This is a genomic window from Mycobacterium montefiorense, from assembly GCF_025823255.1.
Lineage (GTDB): Bacteria > Actinomycetota > Actinomycetes > Mycobacteriales > Mycobacteriaceae > Mycobacterium > Mycobacterium montefiorense.
The window spans coordinates 38,346-59,118 of record NZ_JACKVL010000010.1; the positions used below are offsets into that span (position 1 = coordinate 38,346).

18 protein-coding genes are annotated in these 20,773 nt (G+C 67.9%); 8 read left to right on the plus strand and 10 right to left on the minus strand.

Annotated features, from left to right (window positions below):
* Positions 1-6 precede the first annotated feature (6 nt).
* Positions 7-2,106, minus strand: coding sequence for an ATP-dependent DNA helicase UvrD2 (locus tag H7K34_RS09395; protein ID WP_264061672.1), 2,100 nt, complete (start codon positions 2,104-2,106; stop codon positions 7-9).
* Between the two features lie 105 nt (positions 2,107-2,211).
* Between H7K34_RS09395 and mrx1 the strand changes: the two genes are divergently transcribed.
* Both mrx1 and H7K34_RS09405 read left to right on the plus strand, forming a co-directional pair.
* On the plus strand, positions 2,212-2,466 hold the full coding sequence (gene mrx1, locus H7K34_RS09400; RefSeq protein ID WP_108920926.1) for a mycoredoxin Mrx1: 255 nt from the start codon (positions 2,212-2,214) through the stop codon (positions 2,464-2,466).
* An 81-nt stretch (positions 2,467-2,547) separates the two neighbouring features.
* A complete protein-coding gene (locus H7K34_RS09405) occupies positions 2,548-3,210 on the plus strand; it encodes a sensor domain-containing protein (RefSeq protein ID WP_165839739.1) in 663 nt (220 codons plus the stop codon).
* Positions 3,211-3,214: 4 nt separating this feature from the next.
* On the opposite strand, the gene nudC is transcribed toward H7K34_RS09405, so the two are convergent.
* From nudC to H7K34_RS09425, 4 genes are all read right to left on the minus strand, one after another.
* Positions 3,215-4,138 (minus strand): NAD(+) diphosphatase, encoded by a 924-nt coding sequence (nudC, locus tag H7K34_RS09410; protein WP_264061621.1) that lies wholly within the window; start codon positions 4,136-4,138, stop codon positions 3,215-3,217.
* A 54-nt stretch (positions 4,139-4,192) separates the two neighbouring features.
* Positions 4,193-5,263: a potassium channel family protein gene (locus H7K34_RS09415; RefSeq protein WP_264061623.1), complete on the minus strand. Its 1,071-nt coding sequence runs from the start codon at positions 5,261-5,263 to the stop codon at positions 4,193-4,195.
* 89 nt (positions 5,264-5,352) lie between these two features.
* Positions 5,353-8,667 carry an ATP-dependent helicase gene (locus tag H7K34_RS09420; RefSeq protein WP_372510726.1) on the minus strand — a complete coding sequence of 1,105 codons (3,315 nt, stop codon included), beginning with the start codon at positions 8,665-8,667 and terminating at the stop codon, positions 5,353-5,355.
* Positions 8,634-11,756 (minus strand): ATP-dependent helicase, encoded by a 3,123-nt coding sequence (locus H7K34_RS09425; protein ID WP_264061626.1) that lies wholly within the window; start codon positions 11,754-11,756, stop codon positions 8,634-8,636. The genes H7K34_RS09420 and H7K34_RS09425 overlap by 34 nt, the downstream gene beginning before the upstream one ends.
* A gap of 80 nt (positions 11,757-11,836) precedes the next feature.
* Between H7K34_RS09425 and H7K34_RS09430 the strand changes: the two genes are divergently transcribed.
* The 3 genes from H7K34_RS09430 to H7K34_RS09440 are packed head-to-tail and all read left to right on the plus strand — an operon-like array spanning position 11,837 to position 12,926.
* On the plus strand, positions 11,837-12,382 hold the full coding sequence (locus tag H7K34_RS09430) for an alpha/beta fold hydrolase (RefSeq protein ID WP_264061628.1): 546 nt from the start codon (positions 11,837-11,839) through the stop codon (positions 12,380-12,382).
* Complete coding sequence (locus H7K34_RS09435) at positions 12,379-12,621, plus strand: hypothetical protein (protein ID WP_264061629.1); 243 nt, start codon at positions 12,379-12,381, stop codon at positions 12,619-12,621. Before H7K34_RS09430 ends, H7K34_RS09435 begins: the two co-directional genes overlap by 4 nt.
* 2 nt (positions 12,622-12,623) lie before the next feature.
* Positions 12,624-12,926, plus strand: a complete 303-nt coding sequence (locus H7K34_RS09440) for an MGMT family protein (protein ID WP_264061630.1) — start codon at positions 12,624-12,626, stop codon at positions 12,924-12,926.
* A 78-nt stretch (positions 12,927-13,004) separates the two neighbouring features.
* Here H7K34_RS09440 and H7K34_RS09445 read toward each other — a convergent pair whose 3' ends face one another.
* The 3 genes from H7K34_RS09445 to H7K34_RS09455 form a co-directional block, all read right to left on the minus strand.
* Complete coding sequence (locus H7K34_RS09445) at positions 13,005-13,859, minus strand: TIGR02569 family protein (RefSeq protein ID WP_264061631.1); 855 nt, start codon at positions 13,857-13,859, stop codon at positions 13,005-13,007.
* Positions 13,860-13,934: 75 nt separating this feature from the next.
* Positions 13,935-15,113, minus strand: a complete 1,179-nt coding sequence (gene moeZ, locus H7K34_RS09450; protein ID WP_264061632.1) for an adenylyltransferase/sulfurtransferase MoeZ — start codon at positions 15,111-15,113, stop codon at positions 13,935-13,937.
* A 77-nt stretch (positions 15,114-15,190) separates the two neighbouring features.
* Entirely contained in the window at positions 15,191-16,219 is a 1,029-nt protein-coding gene (locus H7K34_RS09455; protein ID WP_264061633.1) for a DUF3152 domain-containing protein, read from the minus strand.
* A 198-nt stretch (positions 16,220-16,417) separates the two neighbouring features.
* Here H7K34_RS09455 and H7K34_RS09460 point away from each other — a divergent pair, with 198 nt between their 5' ends.
* On the plus strand, positions 16,418-17,104 hold the full coding sequence (locus H7K34_RS09460; RefSeq protein ID WP_108920937.1) for a TetR/AcrR family transcriptional regulator: 687 nt from the start codon (positions 16,418-16,420) through the stop codon (positions 17,102-17,104).
* On the opposite strand, the gene H7K34_RS09465 is transcribed toward H7K34_RS09460, so the two are convergent.
* Positions 17,091-17,363 (minus strand): DUF3107 domain-containing protein, encoded by a 273-nt coding sequence (locus H7K34_RS09465; protein WP_264061634.1) that lies wholly within the window; start codon positions 17,361-17,363, stop codon positions 17,091-17,093. The two genes, H7K34_RS09460 and H7K34_RS09465, sit on opposite strands and share 14 nt — an antisense overlap.
* A 197-nt stretch (positions 17,364-17,560) precedes the next feature.
* Between H7K34_RS09465 and H7K34_RS26625 the strand changes: the two genes are divergently transcribed.
* The gene (locus H7K34_RS26625; RefSeq protein WP_372510727.1) at positions 17,561-18,325 is read left to right on the plus strand and encodes an MmpS family transport accessory protein; all 765 of its coding nucleotides are present in this window, start codon (positions 17,561-17,563) and stop codon (positions 18,323-18,325) included.
* A gap of 3 nt (positions 18,326-18,328) precedes the next feature.
* Here the strand turns inward: H7K34_RS26625 and H7K34_RS09480 are convergent, their stop codons facing one another.
* Positions 18,329-19,024 carry a ferritin-like fold-containing protein gene (locus tag H7K34_RS09480; RefSeq protein ID WP_108921014.1) on the minus strand — a complete coding sequence of 232 codons (696 nt, stop codon included), beginning with the start codon at positions 19,022-19,024 and terminating at the stop codon, positions 18,329-18,331.
* Between the two features lie 243 nt (positions 19,025-19,267).
* Between H7K34_RS09480 and H7K34_RS09485 the strand changes: the two genes are divergently transcribed.
* The gene (locus H7K34_RS09485) at positions 19,268-20,767 is read left to right on the plus strand and encodes a DEAD/DEAH box helicase (RefSeq protein WP_264061640.1); all 1,500 of its coding nucleotides are present in this window, start codon (positions 19,268-19,270) and stop codon (positions 20,765-20,767) included.
* Positions 20,768-20,773 lie beyond the last annotated feature (6 nt).

The window sequence follows — 20,773 nt, forward strand, 5'->3', positions numbered from 1 at the left end:
CGCCGATCAAGACCGGCCGCGGACCAGCTCCAACACGTCGGACCCGTACTGCTCAAGTTTGCGTGCGCCGATACCCGGGATCGCGATCAACGCGGCTTCGTCGCCGGGCAGCAGTTCGGCGATCGCGATCAGCGTGTTGTCGGTGAACACCACATACGCGGGCACCTTCTGCTCCTTGGCGACGTCGAGGCGCCACTGTCTGAGCCGCAACAACAACTCCTCGTCGACGTCGGCGGCACACGTCTCACAACGCCGCAGCATGACGGCCGCCGGCGTGCTCAGGTTCTTGTTGCAGATCCGGCAGCGGGTCGCGCCTTGCTTGCGCCGGGATTTGCCCGGCGCAGGGTCGGCCCGTGTCTGTGGCGCAATACCGTTGAGAAACCGCGACGGCTTGCGGCTCTGCCGACCGCCCGGGCTGCGCGACAGTGCCCAGCTGAGCGCCAAATACACTCGGGCCCTTGTGATTCCGACGTAGAGCAGGCGACGCTCTTCTTCTACCGGCTCGCTCTCGGCGCCGTGCGCCAATGCGTGCGAGATGGGCAGCGTGCCGTCGGCCAATCCGACCAGGAACACCGCATCCCATTCCAGCCCCTTGGCGGCGTGCAACGACGCCAGCGTCACGCCCTGCACCACCGGTGGGTGCCGCGCGTCGGCCCGAATCCGCAACTCGGCCACCAGGCCGGGCAGTTCCAGCTGCGGACGCTGGGCTGCCTCGTCGTCCACCAATTCGGCCAACGCGGTCAGCGCCTCCCAGCGCTCCCGGGCACGAGTACCGACGGGTTCGTCAGCCGTCAGACCCAGCGGTTCCAGGACCGCGCGCACCACCTCGGGCAATGGGCCTTGCAGGCCGCGCTCGGCGGCCCGATGCAGAGCCACCATCGCCTGTTTGATCTCCTGGCGATTGAAGAAGCCCTCGCCGCCGCGAACCTGGTAGGCAATGCCCGCCTCGGTCAAGGCTTCCTCGTAAATCTCGGACTGCGCATTGACGCGGTAGAGCACCGCGATTTCGGATGGCGCGGTGCCGGATTCGATCAGCCCGGCGATCGCCTTCGCGACCGCGGCCGCCTCGACGGTTTCGTCGGGATGCTCGCGAAACGTCGGAACCGGACCCGGCGCACGCTGGCCGGACAGTTGCAGCTTGCTGCCGGCGACCCGGCCGCGCGCCGCGGCGATCACCTGGTTGGCCAGCGAGACGACCTGCGGGGTGGAGCGGTAGTCGCGCTCCAGGCGCACCACGGTGGCGTCCGGGAACTGCCGCGAGAAGTCGAGCAGGAAGCGCGGGGAGGCCCCGGTGAACGAGTAGATGGTCTGGTTGGCATCGCCGACGACCGTCAGGTCGTCTCGATCGCCCAGCCACGCCGACAGCACCCGCTGCTGCAGCGGGGTGACGTCCTGGTACTCGTCGACCACGAAGCAGCGGTAGCGGTCGCGGAATTCCTCGGCAACCGCGGCGTCGTTCTCGATCGCCGCCGCGGTGTGCAGCAGCAGGTCGTCGAAGTCGAGCAGCGTCACCGATTCGTCGCGAACCTTGAGAGCCTCGTAGGCGGCGTAGACCTCGGCGATCTTGCCGGCGTCCAGCGGGATGTCGCGGCCCGAGCCGGCCACCGCGCCCGGGTACGCCTCGGGGCTGATCAGCGACGCCTTGGCCCATTCGATCTCGCCGGCCAGGTCGCGCACGTCGTCGGTGCTGGCGTTGAGCCTGATGCGGCTGGCGGCCCTGGCCACGACGGCGAATTTGGTGTCCAGCAGTTGCCAGCCGGTGCCACCGACCACCCGCGGCCAGAAATACCGCAATTGGCGGTGTGCGGCCGAGTGAAAGGTCAGGGCCTGCACGGCGGCGACGCCAGATCCGGACCGCGCGGCCGCGTCCAGCGTCCGCAATCGCGACCGCATCTCCCCCGCGGCACGCTGGGTGAACGTGACCGCAAGCACCTGCCCGGCGGCGACATGCCCACTCGCCACCAGCTGGGCGATGCGGTGAGTGATGGTGCGGGTCTTGCCTGTTCCGGCTCCCGCAAGCACACAGACCGGTCCGCGCGGTGCCAGCACGGCCTCGCGCTGTTCGTCGTCCAGTCCGGCGGTCAGTGGGTCGGCGACCATCGGCATGATGTCCATCTTGGCAGCGGTCGCCGACAAACCGGGTGTTTCGCCACGCCCGAACCTGGCGCCCCCGGTGCACAACGCAGCGCGGCAGGGCTACGTTATCGAGTTATGAGCAACGCTGCGATCACCGTTTACACGACATCATGGTGCGGCTATTGCCACCGGCTCATGACGGTGCTGAAGTCCAACGGAATCCCCTACGAAACCGTCGATATCGAACACGATTCGGCGGCCGCGGAATTCGTGGGTTCGGTCAACGGTGGCAATAAAACGGTGCCGACGGTGAAGTTTGCCGACGGATCGACGCTGACCAACCCGAGTGCCGCCGAGGTAAAGGCAAAGCTGGCTGAGGTCGCCGGCTGAGAGCGGCAAAGTCTGGTACTGCGCGATGCTTCTCAATCGTTTTACGGCGCAATGCGTCTCAATCGTTTTACGATACGGACTATGGCGTCGAAGTTGCGGTGGGGAAAAGGCGGCGCAATTTGTAGCACCGTATTGGCTTTCGCTTGCTGCGCGGTGATGCTTATCTCGGGTTGCTCGCATTCGAGCTCTCCGGCTAAGTCGCCGAGCACCGTCACACATGTCGACGACATGATCGTCGGCCTTGACACTGTCCGGCGCATCGCCAAAGCGGACGACCTCATCCCACGCGACGAGGACACCTCGCACAGGCCGGTGCCGTCGGAAGCCAACGCTCCGGGGCCGTGCCGGGCGGTGGGTCACAACGACCTCACCTTCGGTAGCAACTGGACCGAGTTTCGCAGTGCGGGCTATCACGGCGTCACCGACGACGTCAAACCGCTGGGCCGGGATATGATCAACGGAGTCACTCAAGCGGCGGCGCGATATGCGAACCCCGATGCGGCGCAGGGCGCATTCCGCCAGCTGGAATCGTCGCTGCAGGCCTGTACGGATCTGCACGATCCCAACTACGACTTCGCCCTGGACAGGCCGGCGCCATCGACGCTGAGGATCGGCGCCCACAAGTGGAGCCATCTGTACCGCCTCAAATCCGCGGTGATCGTATCGGTCGGCGTGGTAGGTCTTGAATCGGCCGATGAGATCGCGAACTCGGTCATGCAAATCATCACCGATCGCATCAGTTGACGTCTCAGTCGAGCGCAGCCCACAATTCGATAATGACCCGCGCAATCGAAATCGAGCCCGGCAGAAGCAGTTTGGAATCCGTAGAGCTGCTCCAATCGCCCGCTTCCAGCGCTGTGCGCACCTCGTCGCGAGTGAACCACGCCGCCTCGGCGATCTCCCCGTCGTTGAACGAGAAGGCCTCGTCGGGGTCGCCCAGGGCATGGAAGCCAACCATCAGCGAACGCGGAAAAGGCCAGGGCTGGCTGCCCAGATAGCGAACGTCGCGCACGGTCAGGCCGATCTCCTCACGGATCTCGCGAACCACGCAGACCTCGAAAGACTCACCGGCTTCGACGAATCCGGCCAGCAGCGAGAACATTCGCTCGGGCCACACCGCCTGGCGGGCCAGCACCGCACGGTCACCGCCATCGTGCACCAGACAGATGACCGCTGGGTCGATGCGCGGGAACTCCTCGTGACCGGTGACCGGGTTGACGCGCGACCAGCCCGCCCGGGCCGGTTTCGTCGGGGAGCCGTCCACGGCGCTAAACCGTGCTCGCTCATGCCAATTCAACAGTGCGACTGCCGACGACACCAGTTGGCTGCTGGTGTCGTCGAAGATCGGGCCGAGACTGCGCAGGTTCACCACTTCGGTCGCAACGTCGGGGTCCTCGGGTGCTTGCAACGCGCCCCGGATGGCCCAGACGTGCTGGCCGTTCTCGATGCGGCCGAGAAACACCGCGTCGTGCGGTGGCTCATCGCCCAGTCCGGCCGCCGAGCCGAGCACGACGCGGCCGTTTGCGACCAGCACCTGGTTGCGCGAATCCACCCGCAGCAGCGCCGCGTCCGCCCATCCGGCGGTGGCGGCGTCGACATCGGTGCGCAATTGATCGGCTCGGTCGGCGCCGACGCGCGAAAGCAACGGAACACTCCGCAGCTGAAAGTCCACGCTATTCCTCCTGGTGCCGAGCCGCGCCCGGCTTCGCCGCGCTCGTGATCGCCGCTAATGTCCCGCGTGTTTGATGTAGAGCAGCCGGTCGGTGGCCTCGATGGCGTCCACTTCGGGGGCGCCGATGCGAACGAGGTGTCCGTCGCGCACCACGCCGAGCACGATGTCGCGCAGGTGTCGCGGGGATCCGCCGACTTCGCTCGGCTCCACTTCGCGTTCGGCGATGGCCAGGCCGGCGTCCGGAGTGAGCAGATCCTCGATCATCTCCACGACGCTGGGCGTGGTGGTGGCAAGACCGAGCAGCCGCCCCGCGGTGTCCGAGGAGACCACCACCGAGTCAGCACCCGATTGCTGCAGCAGGTGCGAATTCTCGGCCTCCCGGATGGCGGCCACGATTCTGGCCTTGGGCGCGATCTCCCGCGCCGTCAGGGTCACCAACACAGCGGTGTCGTCACGATTGGTGGCGACGATGATCGACGACGCGTGTTGGGTGCCGGCCAGCCGCAACACGTCGGATTTGGTGGCGTCGCCGTGCACGGTGACCAGACCGGCGGTTGCGGCATGCTCGAGGGCGCCGCGATCGGTGTCGACGACCACGATCTCGCCCTGCGCGGCCTCATCGCTGACGCGGGCATCGACGGCCCGTTTGCCCTTGGTGCCATACCCGATCACCACGGTGTGATTACGCACTCTGTTCCTCCAACGCTGGATCTTCCATCCTTGCCGGGACCGCTCGGAGAGCAGCTCGAGCGTGGTGCCGACCAACAGGACCAGGAACGCAATCCGCAACGGCGTAAAGACCACGGTGTTGACCAGACGCGCCACCTCGCTGTACGGCGTGATGTCGCCGTATCCGGTCGCCGAGAGCGAGACGACCGAGAAGTAGAGGCAGTCCAGGAAGCTCAGCGGTTCGCCGCGTACGTCGCGATAACCAGTGCGGTCCGCGTACACAGTGACGGCGGCCCCGAACAACAACACCAGCGCAATGAGCAGCCTGCGGGCGATGACACGGCCCGGGCTGCCAAGGTCTTCGGGGATGCGCAGCACGCCGACCAGCAGATGTCCGGGCTGGGCGGTCAGTCTCTCGTCGAGACCCCTCAGCCGTCGCAACCTACCCTCGGCCACAGCGGCCCGTCATCGGGAAAACACCACCGCACGCCGCACCCACGATTCACATGTAACCACGATCGCCGGTTCTCAGACACTTGATCGCCTCAGACGGCGACATCGCCCTCGCCAACGCGACCGGTTAGCAGCCCGGCCAGCTCGGTGGGATCGGGCAGCTCGCCGGGGACAACGGTGACCCCGGTGCGCACGTAATGGAACGCGGTCCGCACGCAGGATTCCGGGCATCCGGACAACGCCGCCCACGCCAGGCGGTAGACGGCGAGCTGGACGGCGGCCTGACGCATCGCCTCGGGCTCGCGCGGGGGCTCGCCCGTCTTCCAGTCCACCACGGTGGCTCCGCCGTCGGGTTCGGCGAAGACCGCGTCGATGCGCCCGCGCACCACGGTGTCGCCGATCGGCATCTCGAAGGGGACCTCGACGGCGACGGGCGTGCGGGCCGCCCACTGCGATCGGGTAAACGCCTCTTGTAGCGCGGCCAATTCTTCGGTGTGGCCAAGATCGGAGTCCGCCGCACCCGGCAGATCGCCAAGGTCGAACAACCATTCGGTTCCGTAGAACTGTTGCACCCAGGAGTGAAAGGCATTGCCCCGCAGTGTATGTGGATCGGGTCGAGTCGGTAGACGATGCACCAGCCGCTGCACCGCGCCCTCGGGGTCGCGGGCCAGGTCCACCAGACCGCTGACCGAAAGCTGGCTGGGCAGCGCACGGGCGACCCGTCGCTGCGAGCGCGCTCGCTCGGCCAGTAGCGCGTCGACATCGGCCGACCAGCCGTCGACGTCGACGCAGTCTGCCACCGCGTCCGCCCTCATCACCCCGGCCACCAGCGCCGCCCCATATTCGACCTCGGCACGACGCCCGGCCAGCGGATCTGCGGGCCAGATAGCTTCGATAGTGCTGTTGCGCAGTGGGTTTCGCTCACCATCCGCGGGCGCGGCAGCCCACTCTTCGACCACTCCGCAGGGATCACCGTCCGCGGTGGACCTTTCGATGACGTCCTTGAGCTCGCACAGGAACTCCGACGGGCCGCGCGGTTTGATCCCGGTGGGGCCCCAGTGATGACCAGAGACCAGCAGCGTGTCCTCGGCCCGGGTGATGCCGACATACAGCAGCCGGCGCTCTTCGTCGACGCGACGCTGGTCCAGCTGGCGACGATGTTCGGAAATCTTGTCCGACAGCTGCTTTCGATTAGTGACGTCCGAAAGGTCCAACACCGGGATGCCCAGTGCACCTTCCGAAGCACGGTCGCCGCGTAGCAACGGCGGCAGCTCGGCGGCATCGGTGAGCCAGCTGCTGCGCGACGCGGTCGACGGGAATATTCCGCCGCACAGGTGCGCCACCGCGACCACTTCCCACTCCAGGCCCTTGGCGGAGTGCACGGTGAGCACCTGAACCCGATCCCGCGCGACCGTCAACGGCGCTGGTGCCAAGCCATTTTCGACAACCTCGGCCGCGTCCAGGTAGGCCAGCAGCCCCGTGACCGATGCCGCTGCCGACACGTCCGTTGCGCTGGTTCGTTCCGCGTAGCCGGCGACCACATCGGCGAAGGCGTCGAGGTGTTCGGCGCCGGCCCAGCCGCCGTGGCCCGCGGCGGCGCGGACTTCGCAGTCGACACCCAGCAGGCGTCGCACCTCGGCAACCAAGTCGGGCAGTGAATGACCGAGATGGCCGCGCAGCGCGCTCAGCTCGGCGGCCAGCGCGGCGATGCGTTGATACCCCGCAACCGAATACGCGGCGGCCGGGCCGGGATCACCGATCGCGTCGGCCAGGCATGCGGTGTCGGCATCCGGACCGGCTGCCATCGCGATCGCCTGGGCGCAGGCCGCGTCAGCGCAGCGTCCCGCACCAAGAGCCAGCGCGCGCTGCCAGAGCGCGGCGATGTCCCGGCCACCGAGCCGCCAGCGCGGGCCGGTCAATACCCGCATCGCGCCCGCGCCGGCCGTTGGGTCGGCGACCAAGCGCAGCATGGCCACCAGTTCGGCCACCTCTTGGATGGACAACAGGCCGGCCAGCCCGACGACCTCGACCGGAATGCCGCGCGCGCGAAGCGCATCGGCGATCGGTGCGGCATCGGCGTTGCGGCGCACCAACACCGCGGCGGTCGGCGGGTTGACGCCGTCGGCGTGCGCGCGCTGGTAATGCCCGTGTAGGTGGTCGGCGATCCACTCGCGTTCGGCGGCGGCGTCGGCGAGCAGCGCGGCGCGGACGGTGCCCGGCGGGGCGTCCGGGCGAGGTCGCAACGCGTGCACGGCCACGGACCGGCGTCGTGCCTCCGCCGAGATCGCGTTGGCGATATGCAGTGTGCTGGGCGGGTTGCGCCAGCTGGTCCGCAGCTCCAGCACCGGCGCCGGCGTGCCGTCGGATCGCGGGAAGTCGGTGGTGAACCGCGGCAAGTTGGTTGCCGAGGCGCCGCGCCAGCCGTAGATCGACTGAATCGGGTCGCCTACAGCGGTCAGGGCCAGCCCGTCGTCGACGCCGCCGCCGAACAACGCCGACAAGGCAACTCGCTGGGCATGGCCGGTGTCCTGGTACTCGTCGAGCAATACCACCCGGTAGCGGTTGCGCAGGTCGTCGGCAACCTGCGGGAAGTTCGCGGCTAGCCGTGCCGCCGAAGCCATCTGCACGCCGAAGTCCATCACCTTGTCGGTGCGCATGCGGTCTTGCAGGGCGTCGAGCAGCGGCACCAGTTCGGTGCGCTCGGTCTGGGCGGCCAGCAGCCGCAGCAACCATTGACTTGGTCCGCGGTCGCGCTGGTAAGGGCCGGCGGGCAGGGCGTGGATCAGCCGCTCCAGCTCCAGGTGGGTGTCGCGGAGCTGGCCGGTGTCGACCAGGTGCTCGGTGAGCTGGCCCCACAGTCGCAGCACCATCGAGGTGACCGCGGCCGGGGTCTTGTCGGTGCGCAGCTGCCCGCCATGCCGGTTCACCACGTCGAAAGCCAACTGCCACAGCTCGGTCTCGCTGAGTAACCGGGTATCGGGCTCGACCGGCAACAGCAGCCCGTAGTCGCGCAGCAGTGAGCCTGCGAACGCGTGATAGGTGCTGACCGTCGGGGTGCCTGCCGATTCGGGGGCCCCCGGACTGGTCGCGCCCAACCCGATGCCGGCCAACCTGGCCAGCCGGGAGCGGACCCGGCGCAGCAGCTGCCCGGCAGCCTTGCGGGTGAACGTCAATCCCAGCACCTGGCTTGGGTCCGCGTACCCGTTGGCGATCAGCCACACCACCCGCGCGGCCATCGTCTCGGTTTTGCCCGCGCCCGCCCCCGCGATGACGACGAGCGGACCCGGCGGCGCGGCGATCACGGCGGCCTGCTCGGCGGTGGGCGGGAAAAGCCCTAGTGCGTCGGCTAATTCGTCCGGGCTGTAGCGCGCCGTCACAGCGCGGACCCTTCGCCGTAGGCAGGGCACGACGGCCGAATCGGGCAGTGCGAGCAGCCGTCGTTGCGCCGCGCGACGAACTGCGGGCCGGCCGTCGCGTCGGCCGCCCGCATGACGAGGTCGCGCCATTCGTCGCGGACCGCCGGTGTCAGCGGGTCCTGCTCACGCACGGTGGCGCCCCCTGCCCCGCTCTTGCCGATGTAGACAAGCCGCGCGCCGCCGGGCTCGTCGCCGTCGGGTATCAGGCCTTCGGCCACGGCCAGCTGGTACATCGCCAGCTGAGCGTGCTGTTGGGCATCGTCCTTGCTGACCGGCGTCTTGCCGGTCTTGATGTCGACGATCACCAGCCGGCCGGCCCCGTCGCGTTCCAGCCGATCGACCCGGCCGCGCAATCGGACATCGCCGCCGCCATCGCGTGAGGTGGCGAGGACTCCGTCGACGGCGATCTCGACGCCGACCTCTGTCAGCTCGCCTCGCGTCTGCGCACGCCACTCGATGAATGCCTCGATCATGGCGCGGTGCCGGGTCAGCTCGTTAGCCGAATGCCATCGAGCGTCAAAAGGCAGGTGCTGCCAGGCACGTTCCAGCTCGGACAGCAGCTGCGCTTCGCTCTTGTCCGATTCGGCGATCAGCACGTGCAGCACCGAGCCAATCGTTGACCGCAGCTCACGCGGGTTGGTTCCGCCGTGCCGTTCGACCAGCCAGCGCAGCGGGCAGTCGTTGAGGGTTTGCAGGGTCGATGGCGTCAAGGTGACGCGATCACCGCCTGCGCAGAGCGGATCGCTGGTGCTGACCGCGGTCAGCCCGTGCCAACTGGACGGGTCGGCGCCGGGCACGCCGGCGCTGGCCAGTCGGGCCAATTGCGTTGCCGCGCAATGGCGAGCGGCATCATCGACGGCACCGTCCGGGGCACAGACGACCCCACGCAACCGGCCGACCAGCGCCGCTGTCGACAGCACGCGTGGGGATGAAACCGGCGCCACCGCAACGGGGCCGGCATCATCGTCGGCCCATTGGGCAACCTCGAAGAAGAAAGGCGATGGCAGCGCGGCCCCTTGGTCCGCCCCGCCGGTTTCGCTGTCGACTGCGGTCACCAGCAGCCGGCGCCGGGCCCGGCCCATCGCAGCCACCAGCAGCCTGCGTTCCTCGGCCAACAGCGGTGCACGCACCGAGGCGTCCTCGCCGACGCCGTCCATGACGTCGAGCAGTCGCTGCGTGGCCAACACTCCCCCGCGCGGAACGGTGTTGGGCCACAATCCATCCTGTAATCCTGCGATCACCACCACATCCCATTCATGCCCCAGCGCGGCATGTGCGCTGAGCACCCGGACCTGTTCGGCCGTCGACGCCGGCTCGGTCTTGCCCCCCGGCAGCTGCAGCGCCGCGACGTGCTCGATGAGGCCACGCAGCGACGCACCCGGAGTGCGCGACACGTACTGATCGGCGACGTCGAACAACGCGGTCACTGCCTCGAGGTCGCTGGTGGCCTGGGCCCCGGCGGTGCCGCCTCGCTCGCTGGCCGCCAACCAGCGACGCTGCAGACCAGACCGGCTCCACGCCGCCCACAGCGTGTAGCGCGCATCTTGGCCGTCGCGGTCGCAACGCGCAGCGGCGTCCAGAACCGCACGCACCCGTTGCAATGGGCGAGACGCCGAAGCCGGCGTCCGGGCACTCAGCGCGGCGACCACCACATCACCGAAACCGCTTGCCGCGTCGGCTGTTTTGCCGCGCATCAGGGTGCGGCGCAGCTGCCGCAGCGAGATCGGGTCGACTCGACCGATGGGCCCGGTCAGCAGCGCCAGCGCCTGGTCGCCGTCCAGACCGTCGGCGGTCGCTGCCAGCACCGTGAGCAGAGCGCGCACCGCGGGCTCCTCGGCCAGCGACCCGCCGACCGCGGCTGCGGCCACCGGGACCCCGGCGGCCGACAGCGCCCGCGGCAACCGGGCCCCGGCGCGCGGCACCGACCGCACGATCACCGCCATCTGCGACCACGGCACCTTATCGACGAGGTGCGCACGCCGCAGCGCGTCCGCGATCATCGCGGCCTCCGCATGCGCCGAGGCCGCCAGCCGCACGGTGACCGATCCCTCCTCGGCGCCGGTGCCGTCGATCTGCCTGCCGCCGCTGCTGCCCGGCAGTCGTCGTGCGATGCCGCTGACGGCGCGCGCGACCGCGGGCGCACACCGATGCGAGTCCGTCAGGGTCACCGAGGGCGTTTCGCCGTCCACCAGCCCGGCCGGCTCGCCGCCCCGGAAGCCGAACACGGCCTGGTTGGGATCCCCGGCGATCAAGGCCAGTTCGCTGCCGGCGGCCAGTACCCGGACCAGGCGGGCCGCCTGCGGGTCGAGCTGCTGGGCGTCGTCGATCAACAAGACGCGGAGCCGGGCACGCTCGGCGGCCAGCAGCTCGGCATCGACCGCGAAAGCCTCCAGCGCGGCACCCACGAGTTCGGCGGCGCCCAGCGCCGGCGTCGTCGCCTGCGGCGCCGCGGTCCCCACCGCCGCGCGCAGCAACATCACCTGCTCGTACTGTTGGGCGAACCGGCCCGCCGCGGACCATTCCGGTCGCCGGCACCGACGTCCAAGGCGCTGCAGCTCGTGGGGATCCACACCGCGTTCTGCGCAGCGTGCCAACAGGTTTCGCAGTTCGGTGGCAAAGCCCGCGGTGCTCAGGGCGGGCCACAGATGCGCAGGCCACGCGCCGGTTCCCGCGCCTTCGAGGTCGCCGGCCAGCAGTTCGCGGATGATGGCGTCCTGTTCGGCGCTGGTTACCAGCCGCGGCGGTGCGTCACCGGCGCGCTCGGCGGCTCGCCGCAGGACGGCATAGGCGTAGCTGTGCACGCTGCGGACCACCGGCTCACGGATCGCGGACCGGCACGAGCCGGCGCCGCGGGCACGCAGCAATGCCATCGTCAACGCGCTGCGCTGCCGCATTCCGATCCGACCCGAACCGGTAAGCAGCAGAACCGATTCGGGTTCGACACCGCCGTCGACCGCAGCGACCGCGGCGTCGACCAGCAGGCTGCTCTTCCCGGTTCCCGGGCCGCCCAGGATACGGATCAGCCCGCGGGTACCCGGCGCCAGCACGGCATCCGCCTCGGCACCCCAGGTCAATGACATACCGGCATGACATCACGAGGGTCTGACAAGTCCATCCGGCTACGACCGGCGGTGTCTGCGGAGCCTGGCATCATCGACGCGTGACCACCGACCTTCACGTGCACCGCTTCGGTCCGGCTGGCCCGGTGCAATTGCTCGCCCTGCACGGACTGACCGGACACGGCCAGCGCTGGCAACAGGTGGGCGACTATGTGCCCGAAATCTCCATCGCCGCGCCTGATCTGCTGGGCCATGGCAGGTCATCGTGGGCCGCGCCGTGGACCATTGACGCCAATGTCACGGCGCTGGGCGCGCTGCTCGATGAAGTGGCTCAGGCCCCGGTGCTGATTGTTGGGCACTCGTTCGGCGGCGGCCTGGCGATGCATTTGGCAGCGGTCCGGCCGGACTTGGTGGCAGCGCTGCTGCTGCTAGACCCCGCGATCGGTTTGGACGGCGGGTGGATGCGCGACATCGCCGAGGCGATGTTTTCCTCCCCGACTACCCGGATCCATCCGAAGCTCGCATGGAAAAGGCCACGGGCTCATGGTCGGACGTCGATGCGGATGTGCTCGATGCCGAGCTGGACGAGCATCTGGTCGCGCTGCCCAACGGACGCTACGGCTGGCGGGTCAGCGTGCCGGCGATGATGTCGTATTGGAGCGAGTTGGCCCGTCCCACCGTGCTTCCGCCGGCAGGGACGGCAACGACGCTGGTGCGGGCGAAGTGGACGTCGCCGCCCTACGTCACCGACCAACTCATCGACGGACTTCGAGAACGCCTGGGATCCGATTTCGAGCTGCTCGATTTCGAGTGCAACCACATGGTGCCCGGCGCCAAGCCGACGGAGGTCGCCACACTGATCCGCAAGCAGTTGCAGGTCCGCTGACCGTGGCGCCGGTGACCGACGAGCAAGTCGAGCGGGTGCGTGCACTGGTGGCTGCCATCCCGCCTGGCCGAGTCTGTACCTATGGCGACATTGCCGCCGTCACAGGGCTTTCCAGCCCACGGATCGTTGGATGGATTATGCGCACCGACTCCTCTGACCTGCCCTGGCATCGGGTGATCACCGCATCCGGGCGCCCGGCACGGCATCTGACCACCCGGCAACTGGAACTACTGCGCGCCGAAGGAGTTCTTTCGGTCGACGGCAAAATCGCGCTGAATGAAGTGCGCCACGCGTTTCCTGAGTGACACATGCCCGTCGAGATCGACGTTACCGTGCGGGTTTTCGGCGTGTCGTCACGGTAGCGTCGATGTCGGCGTGGCCGACTAGAGCACCAGCCGGATCAGGGCCGCCGTACGCGCCAGACCCGGGAAAGCCTCGGCGGTCGACCGCGGATGCAGCGCATGTACCGCCAGACGAAACATCAACGCACGCAACAACATTTGCGGCCATTCCGGCAGGGCGTTCCAGCGTTCGATCAGTCCGTCATCGGCCTCGCCCCAGGACAGCGCGTCGACGACGACCACACCGGCCGCCCACGACGCGGGACGCCAGTACGGCGTGACGTCGGTGATCCCGGGCGCGGCGGTGCCGACAAACAGCACCGTGCCGTAGAGATCCCCGTGCACCAGCTGGTTGGGACTCTTGGTCGGCTTACGTAACGTGGCGAGCTGACTGATCAGCTCTACCGAACGCTGGCCGTCCGCGGGCGGTGGGGCCGTCCGTGCGCCGGGCGGAATCGACTGCAGCGGGCGTTCTTCCCACGCCGAGCGGTCGGCGGCGATGAACACGTCGATGTCTGACCACGGCGTGGTCGGTCCCTGGGTCAGGAAGCGCGGCCGTTCCAGTTTGCCGGTGGCTTCGTGCAGCCGCACCGCTGCCGAGACGACTTCGTCATGCCGGGGCTCCGGCGTGCCGGCGACAAACGTGTCAGCCCGCCATCCCGACACCACATAGCGCCCGTCGGTCGAGCGGACCGGCCGAGCCAGCCGCACCCCGTCCACGAACAGCGTTTCCCGCACTCGCGCAGACCAGGCCGCGCGCGCATGGTCGGCCACGACCGAGAGAACGACTTCGCCGCATCGCCAGCCGCCTTCCCAGCTGGCGCCCAGCGCGACGGGTTTGACGCCGGCCAAACCAAACGCCGAAAGCACGTGCTCCGGCGGTGGTTCGACAGTCACGGGGGTTAGCCTAGCCGGGCAGCGATGCGCGTCGTTACGACGCGCTGAGGAGCAACGCGACGCACTGCTGGGCGGTTAATACATCACCATATCGGGCTGCATCTGCTGGGCCCACGCCACGATTCCACCCTGCAAGTGCACGGCATCGGAGAAACCGGCTTTCTTCACCGCGGCCAACGCCTCGGCCGAGCGCACGCCCGTCTTGCAGTACAGCACCGCCTTGCGGTCGTGCGGCAGCTTTGCCAGACCCTCACCGGAAGTGATCAACGACTGAGGAATCAGCTCCGCGCCGTCGATGTGATTGATGTTCCATTCGACCGGCTCGCGGACGTCGATCAGGGCCAGCTTTTTGCCGGAGTCCAGCAACGCGCGCAGCTCCTTCGGGGTGATCGTCGAGCCTGAAACGGCCTCGACCGCATCCTCGGACACCGCACCGCAGAATTCCTCGTAGTCGATCAGCTCGGTGATCTTCGGCGTCGCCGGGTCCTTGCGGATCTTGATCGTGCGATAGCTCATCTCCAGCGCGTCGTAGATCATCAACCGGCCCAGCAGCGGCTCTCCAATGCCGGTGATCAGTTTGATCGCCTCGGTGCCCATCACCGACGCAATGGAAGCGCAGATGATGCCCAGCACGCCTCCTTCGGCGCACGACGGCACCATGCCGGGCGGCGGCGGCTCGGGGTAGAGATCGCGGTAGTTCAGGCCCAGGCCGTCAGGGGCGTCCTCCCAGAACACCGAAACCTGACCCTCGAAGCGGTAGATCGACCCCCAGACGTAGGGCTTGCCGGCCAACACCGCGGCATCGTTGACCAGATACCGGGTGGCGAAGTTGTCGGTGCCGTCGACGATCAGGTCGTACTGCCTGAACAGGCTCACCGCGTTGCTCGCCTGTAGCCGGAACTCATGGAGTCGCACTTCCACCAGCGGGTTGATGGCCAGGATCGAGTCGCGGGCCGACTGGGCCTTGGCGCGTCCGACGTCGGCCACGCCGTGGATGATCTGGCGCTGCAGGTTCGACTCGTCGACGACGTCGAATTCGACGATGCCGATCGTCCCGACGCCGGCCGCGGCCAGATACAGCAACGCCGGAGCTCCGAGCCCGCCGGCGCCGATCACCAGCACTCGCGAATTCTTAAGCCGCTTCTGCCCGTCGACACCCAGGTCGGGAATGATCAGATGGCGGCTGTAGCGCGCCACTTCATCGCGACTCAGCGCGCCGGCTGGCTCAACTAGTGGCGGCAACGATGTGGACACCGAATATCTCCTCGGTCAGCTTCGCGATGCACTACCCCTAGTGAACGCCTCGGCCGCCGGCAATGCTTCCCCGGCCGCTAGGCGATCGGATACGGCCAGGGGTTGAAGCGGCAGGTTTTGCCGTCGGCCTTGACGTACTCGGGGTCGAACTTCGCGGCGTCGTCGTTGGAGGTGGAGAACGTCTGCTGCATCATCACCGGCGCCAACCCGCCCTGCTTGTCGCACGGCTCATGGCGCACATAGCCGATGGCGTGGCCCACCTCGTGATCGATCACGTACTGCCGGTACGAACCGATGTCTCCTTCGAAGGGCACGGCCCCGCGGACCCAGCGTGCCTCGTTGATGAACACCCGCGCGTCCCGGTCCGGTCCGAACACCGGGTTGTAGCAGGAGGTCTCCAGCCGGAATTCATAGCCGCACCCCTCGCGCACCGTCACCGGAGACACCAGCGAAATCCGGAAGTCCGGCTTCCCGTTGTCGATCCTGACGAAGGCGAATTGCGGGTTGTGCGTCCAGCCCTTGGGATTGGCCAGCGTCTGATCGACCATCGTGGCGAATGCGTCGTCGCCGCCGAACATCGCGGGGTCCAGACCGTTCTCGACCTCGACGCTGTACTTGAACACCTTGGCGGTGCCCTGACCGATCTGCGGCGTGGTGCCGGGCACGACACGCCAGGTCTTTTCGCCGGCTTCGGTGAACGGACCACCGTCGGGCAGCGTCCCGGCCGGGAGGTTGGCGTCGAAGGTGGCCAGGCCACGAGGCGGTGCGTCGAGGATGGCCGTGCCCACCGCCCCGATCGCCGGTGGGTCTTGGATGGACGGCTTGCTCGCGGTCGGTTTCGGTGCGCCGACGCCGGTCACCGTCTGATAGATGACGACGGCGGTCAGCGCTACCAGCACCGGCAGCGCATACGCGCGCCAGCCGTAGGTGGAGATAAAACGGCCCAGCCACGATTGTTTCCGCCACTGCCGAGGACGTTCACGGTCGCCCCGGGACCGTCCGGTGCCCCGCCCGATCGGGTCACGCAGCGCCCGAAGCGGTTCGCGCCACTCGTCACGCAGCACAGGCACTCGACCAGTGCCGGGCATTGGCGGCTCGGACGTCATTGCCCCAGGATGGCACAGCTGGGACCGACGGAGTCCATGGCGCGCCCGAGCGCACCCCACCGCACCGGTTCAGCCTGCGCCTACGGCGCCGATGCCGGTGCCGGGTAGACCATGGGTAGTAATGTCTGTGCGACGAGCGGCGCGCGACTGGCCCGTCTATAGCGAATGGCCAGTCGCCACAATTCAAATGAGGACCAAGTGAGCGATCTCGCCAAGCCGGCGGCACGGCGTGCGGTCAGATCGGGTGACCGCGGTCGGCCGAGTGACGGCATTGCGACCTCGAACCGGCGGGGTAATCGGCTACCGCGCGACGAGCGTCGTGGCCAGCTGCTGATCGTGGCTAGCGATGTCTTCGTCGACCACGGCTACCACGCGGCCGGCATGGATGAGATCGCCGACCGCGCGGGTGTCAGCAAACCCGTTCTGTATCAACACTTTTCGAGCAAGCTCGAGCTGTATCTGGCGGTGCTCGATCGGCACGTCGAAAACCTGGTCTCGGGTGTGCAGAGTGCACTGAGCACCACCACCGACAACCGGCAGCGGTTGCGTGCGGCGATCCAGGCGTTCTTCGATTTCATCGAGCACGACAGCCAGGGCTACCGGCTGATTTTCGAGAACGACTACGTCACCGAGCCCGAGGTCGCCACGCAGGTGCGGGCGGCTACCGAATCCTGCACCGACGCCGTTTTCGCACTGATCAGCGCCGATTCCGGCCTGGACCCGCACCGCGCCCGGATGATCGCGGTGGGGCTGGTCGGCATCAGCGTCGACTGCGCCAGATACTGGCTGGACTCCGACCGCCCGATCTCCAAGTCGGACGCGGTCGACGGCACGGTTGCGTTCGCGTGGGGCGGGCTGTCCCACGTCCCGCTTACTCGCTCTTAGCGGCCTTCCCGCCGGCCTTCGCGCCGGCGTCCGCCCCGATTCCGAAGCCGACCCGACGGCCGTCGGCGGCACCGATCTCGACGTAGGCGATCTTGGCGGGGTGGATCAGGTAGCGGCGGCCCTTCTCGTCATTGAGGCCCAGCAGACCCGAACCGTCACGCAGCGCGGCGCTCACGGCTTCTTCGACCTCCGCAGGCGTCTGCGCGCTGGAGAAGACCAGCTCGCGCGGACTGTCCGTGATACCGACCTTGACCTCCACGATGGCCCCTTCCGTTGATATTCCGTCGCAGGCGTGTCAGCAGCAGGTTAGTGGACGCGGCCGGTGTGTCCCCGCGCAGAGGGTGACCGGCGCCAGTTCGCCGTAAGCGAAACACTGTCTAACGGCAGATAACGATTGGCTCCCAGCTAGATCAAGGTGGCGCGCGGCGGGGGGTCAGGCACTTCCACGTCCGTAACATCGGCATCATCAGAAACACGCTCGATGACCGTGCCGGCCTAGATCGTGGCCTTGTCCACGACTACCCCGGCGACGCGACTTATGACGGAGCCGACTACGACGGCTACGACGATGACGAGTACGCCGACGACAAGTACCCCGGCGACGAGTACGACGAGTACAACGAACTGCTGTGGCCAGTCGGCGGCTGGCGCCCGGCCGTCGCGGTGCTCGGCGCGGTGGTGGCGATCGGCGCGATCGCGACGGCCGTCATCATCAACAGCGGCGACAGCGCATCGACGAAAGCCACGGTGGGGGCGCCGGCTCCCAGCTCCGTGACGTCCGCGCCGCGGACCACCAGCCCGCCGAGCGCGTCGCAACGCCCCTCACCGAGCGCCTCGCCACAGCTACCACCGGAGACGGTCACCACGGTGACACCGCCGAGTGTGGCGCTAACGACTCCGCCGCTGGTCGCACCGCCTCCCGCACTCGTACCACCAAGTGCCACAGTGAATCCGGGCACCGTCTACTACAGCGTAAGCGGGACGAAGCAGCTGCTGGATTTGGTGAACGTCGTCTACACCGATGCCCGTGGCTATCCGCAGACCGAGTTCAACGTGTCGCTGCCGTGGACGAAGGTGATCGTGCTGAATCCCGGCGTGACGACCCGATCCGTCGTCGCGACCAGCATCGTGAGCCGGATCAGCTGCGCGATCGTCAATGCCCAGGGTCAGGTCGAGGTGGCGTCGGCCAACAACTCGAACCTGGCGACCTGCACGAAGTAGGGGTCAGCTCAGACCGAGCTCGCGCATCCGCCGGTCATGTGTTTGCTGCAGACGTTCGAAGAACGCGCCGAGGTGGCCCAGGCCCCCGGTTCCGGCTACCACCAAATCGACCAGCTCGTCATGGTCGGCCAGCAGGTATTGCGCCTGGGTGAACGCTTCGCCGTACAGCCGGCGAGCCCATAGCGCCAATCGGCTGCGCTGTTTGCCGCTCGCGGTCACCGCGGCGCGCACCTCGGCGACGACGAACTGCGAGTGCCCGGTTTCGGACAGGGCCTCGCGCACCACGTCGGCGACCTCGTCGGGCAGCACGTCCGCGATCTCGAGGTACAGATCAGCGGCCAGCGCGTCACCGACATACGTCTTCACCAGTGCTTCCAGCCACGTGCTGGGCATCGTCAACCGGTGGTAGTTCTCGAGCGCCGAGACGTACCTCGACATAGCCGAAACGACGTCGACGCCGCGCTTTTCCAGGGCGTCGCGCAGCAGCTCGTAGTGCATCATCTCGGCGGCGGCCATGCTCGCCATCGAGATCCGGCCCCGCAGGTCAGGCGCCATGCGAGCCTCGTCAGTCAGCCGATAAAACGCGGCCACCTCGCCATAGGCGAGCACTGCGAACAGCTCGTTGACACCCGGGTGGTCCGCGCTCGGTGCCGAGGAAGGCGAATCGTCTACTTGGTCGGCAGAGGAGGCCGAAGTCATGGCCATCACTCTAGTGGGCGGACTTGGAAGAAGATGGGTCTGCGCTGTCGACCAGCTATCATGCAGATAGATAGCGGCTGTATTTCTTCAAATGCTGCTGTCGGCGAAATGTGCGTGCACCGCTGGCCCCCATCTCAGCAGGGCTCGGCGACTCGGCGACTTGGAGTCGGAATTCGTGCGCGCGTGACCGCGACAGAGAACCGACCCAAACGAATAAGTCACCGAAAGGTACATCACCCACGCATGACTGCATTGACAAGCAAAACTGAACCCACTTTTGCCGAACTCGGCGTCCGCGACGAGATCGTCCGAGCACTGGCCGAGAAGGGCATCGAGCACGCGTTCGCCATCCAGGAACTGACTCTGCCGATGGCGCTGGCCGGAGACGACGTCATCGGCCAGGCCCGCACCGGCATGGGCAAAACCCTCGCGTTCGGCGTCCCGCTGCTGCAGCGCGTCACCAATGGCGTCGGGGTGCGGCCGCTCAACGGCACGCCGCGCGCCCTGGTTGTGGTGCCGACCCGCGAGCTGTGCCTTCAGGTCACCGAGGACCTGGCCGCCGCGGCCAAACATCTGCTCGCCGACGAGGACCGCCGGCTGTCGGTGATCTCCATCTACGGCGGACGGGCCTACGAGCCACAGATCGACGCGCTGCGCGCCGGCGCCGACGTCGTGGTGGGCACGCCGGGCCGGCTGCTCGACCTTTCCCAGCAGGGCCACCTGCAGCTCGGCGGGCTCTCGGTGCTGGTTCTCGACGAAGCCGACGAGATGCTCGACCTGGGCTTCTTGCCGGACATCGAGCGCATTCTGCGCCAGATACCGGCCGACCGGCAATCGATGCTGTTCTCGGCCACCATGCCGGACCCGATCATCACGCTGGCCCGCACCTTCATGGTTCAGCCCACTCATATCCGGGCGGAGGCGCCGCACTCGGCGGCCACCCACGACACCACCGAGCAGTTCGTCTACCGGGCCCACGCGCTGGACAAGGTGGAGATGGTCAGCCGGATACTGCAGGCCGACGGCCGCGGCGCGACGATGATCTTCACCCGCACCAAGCGCACCGCCCAGAAGGTGGCCGACGAGCTGGCCGAGCGCGGCTTCAAGGTCGGTGCCGTGCACGGCGACCTCGGGCAGATCGCCCGCGAGAAGGCACTCAAGGCCTTTCGGGCCGGCGACGTCGACGTGCTGGTGGCCACCGACGTGGCAGCCCGCGGTATCGATATCGATGACATCACCCACGTCATCAACTACCAGATCCCCGAGGACGAACAGGCTTACGTGCACCGAATCGGCCGTACCGGTCGCGCCGGAAAGACCGGAATCGCCGTCACTTTGGTGGACTGGGACGAACTGCCCCGCTGGACGGCGATCGACAAGGCGCTGAACCTGGGCTCCCCCGATCCGGCCGAGACCTACTCCAACTCACCGCACCTGTATACCGAGCTGGGCATTCCGGGCGAGGCTGGCGGCACGATCGGTACGCCGCGCAAGTCGCCGGTCAAGCGCCGCGACACCGAACGCAGCACCACGTCGGAAAAACCGGCCCGGGCCCGCTCGGGTAACCGGCGGCGGCGAACCCGCGCCGGCGAGCCCGTGAACGGCCGCCCAGCCGGCAATGGCACCGACGGCGAAGCCGCGGCGGAGACGGGTTCGGCGTCCAGCAATGGCGGTAACGGCGCGAACAACCGTCGTCGCCGTCGCCGCCGCAAGCCGGCGGAAGCCGCCACCAACGCCAACTGAACCAGC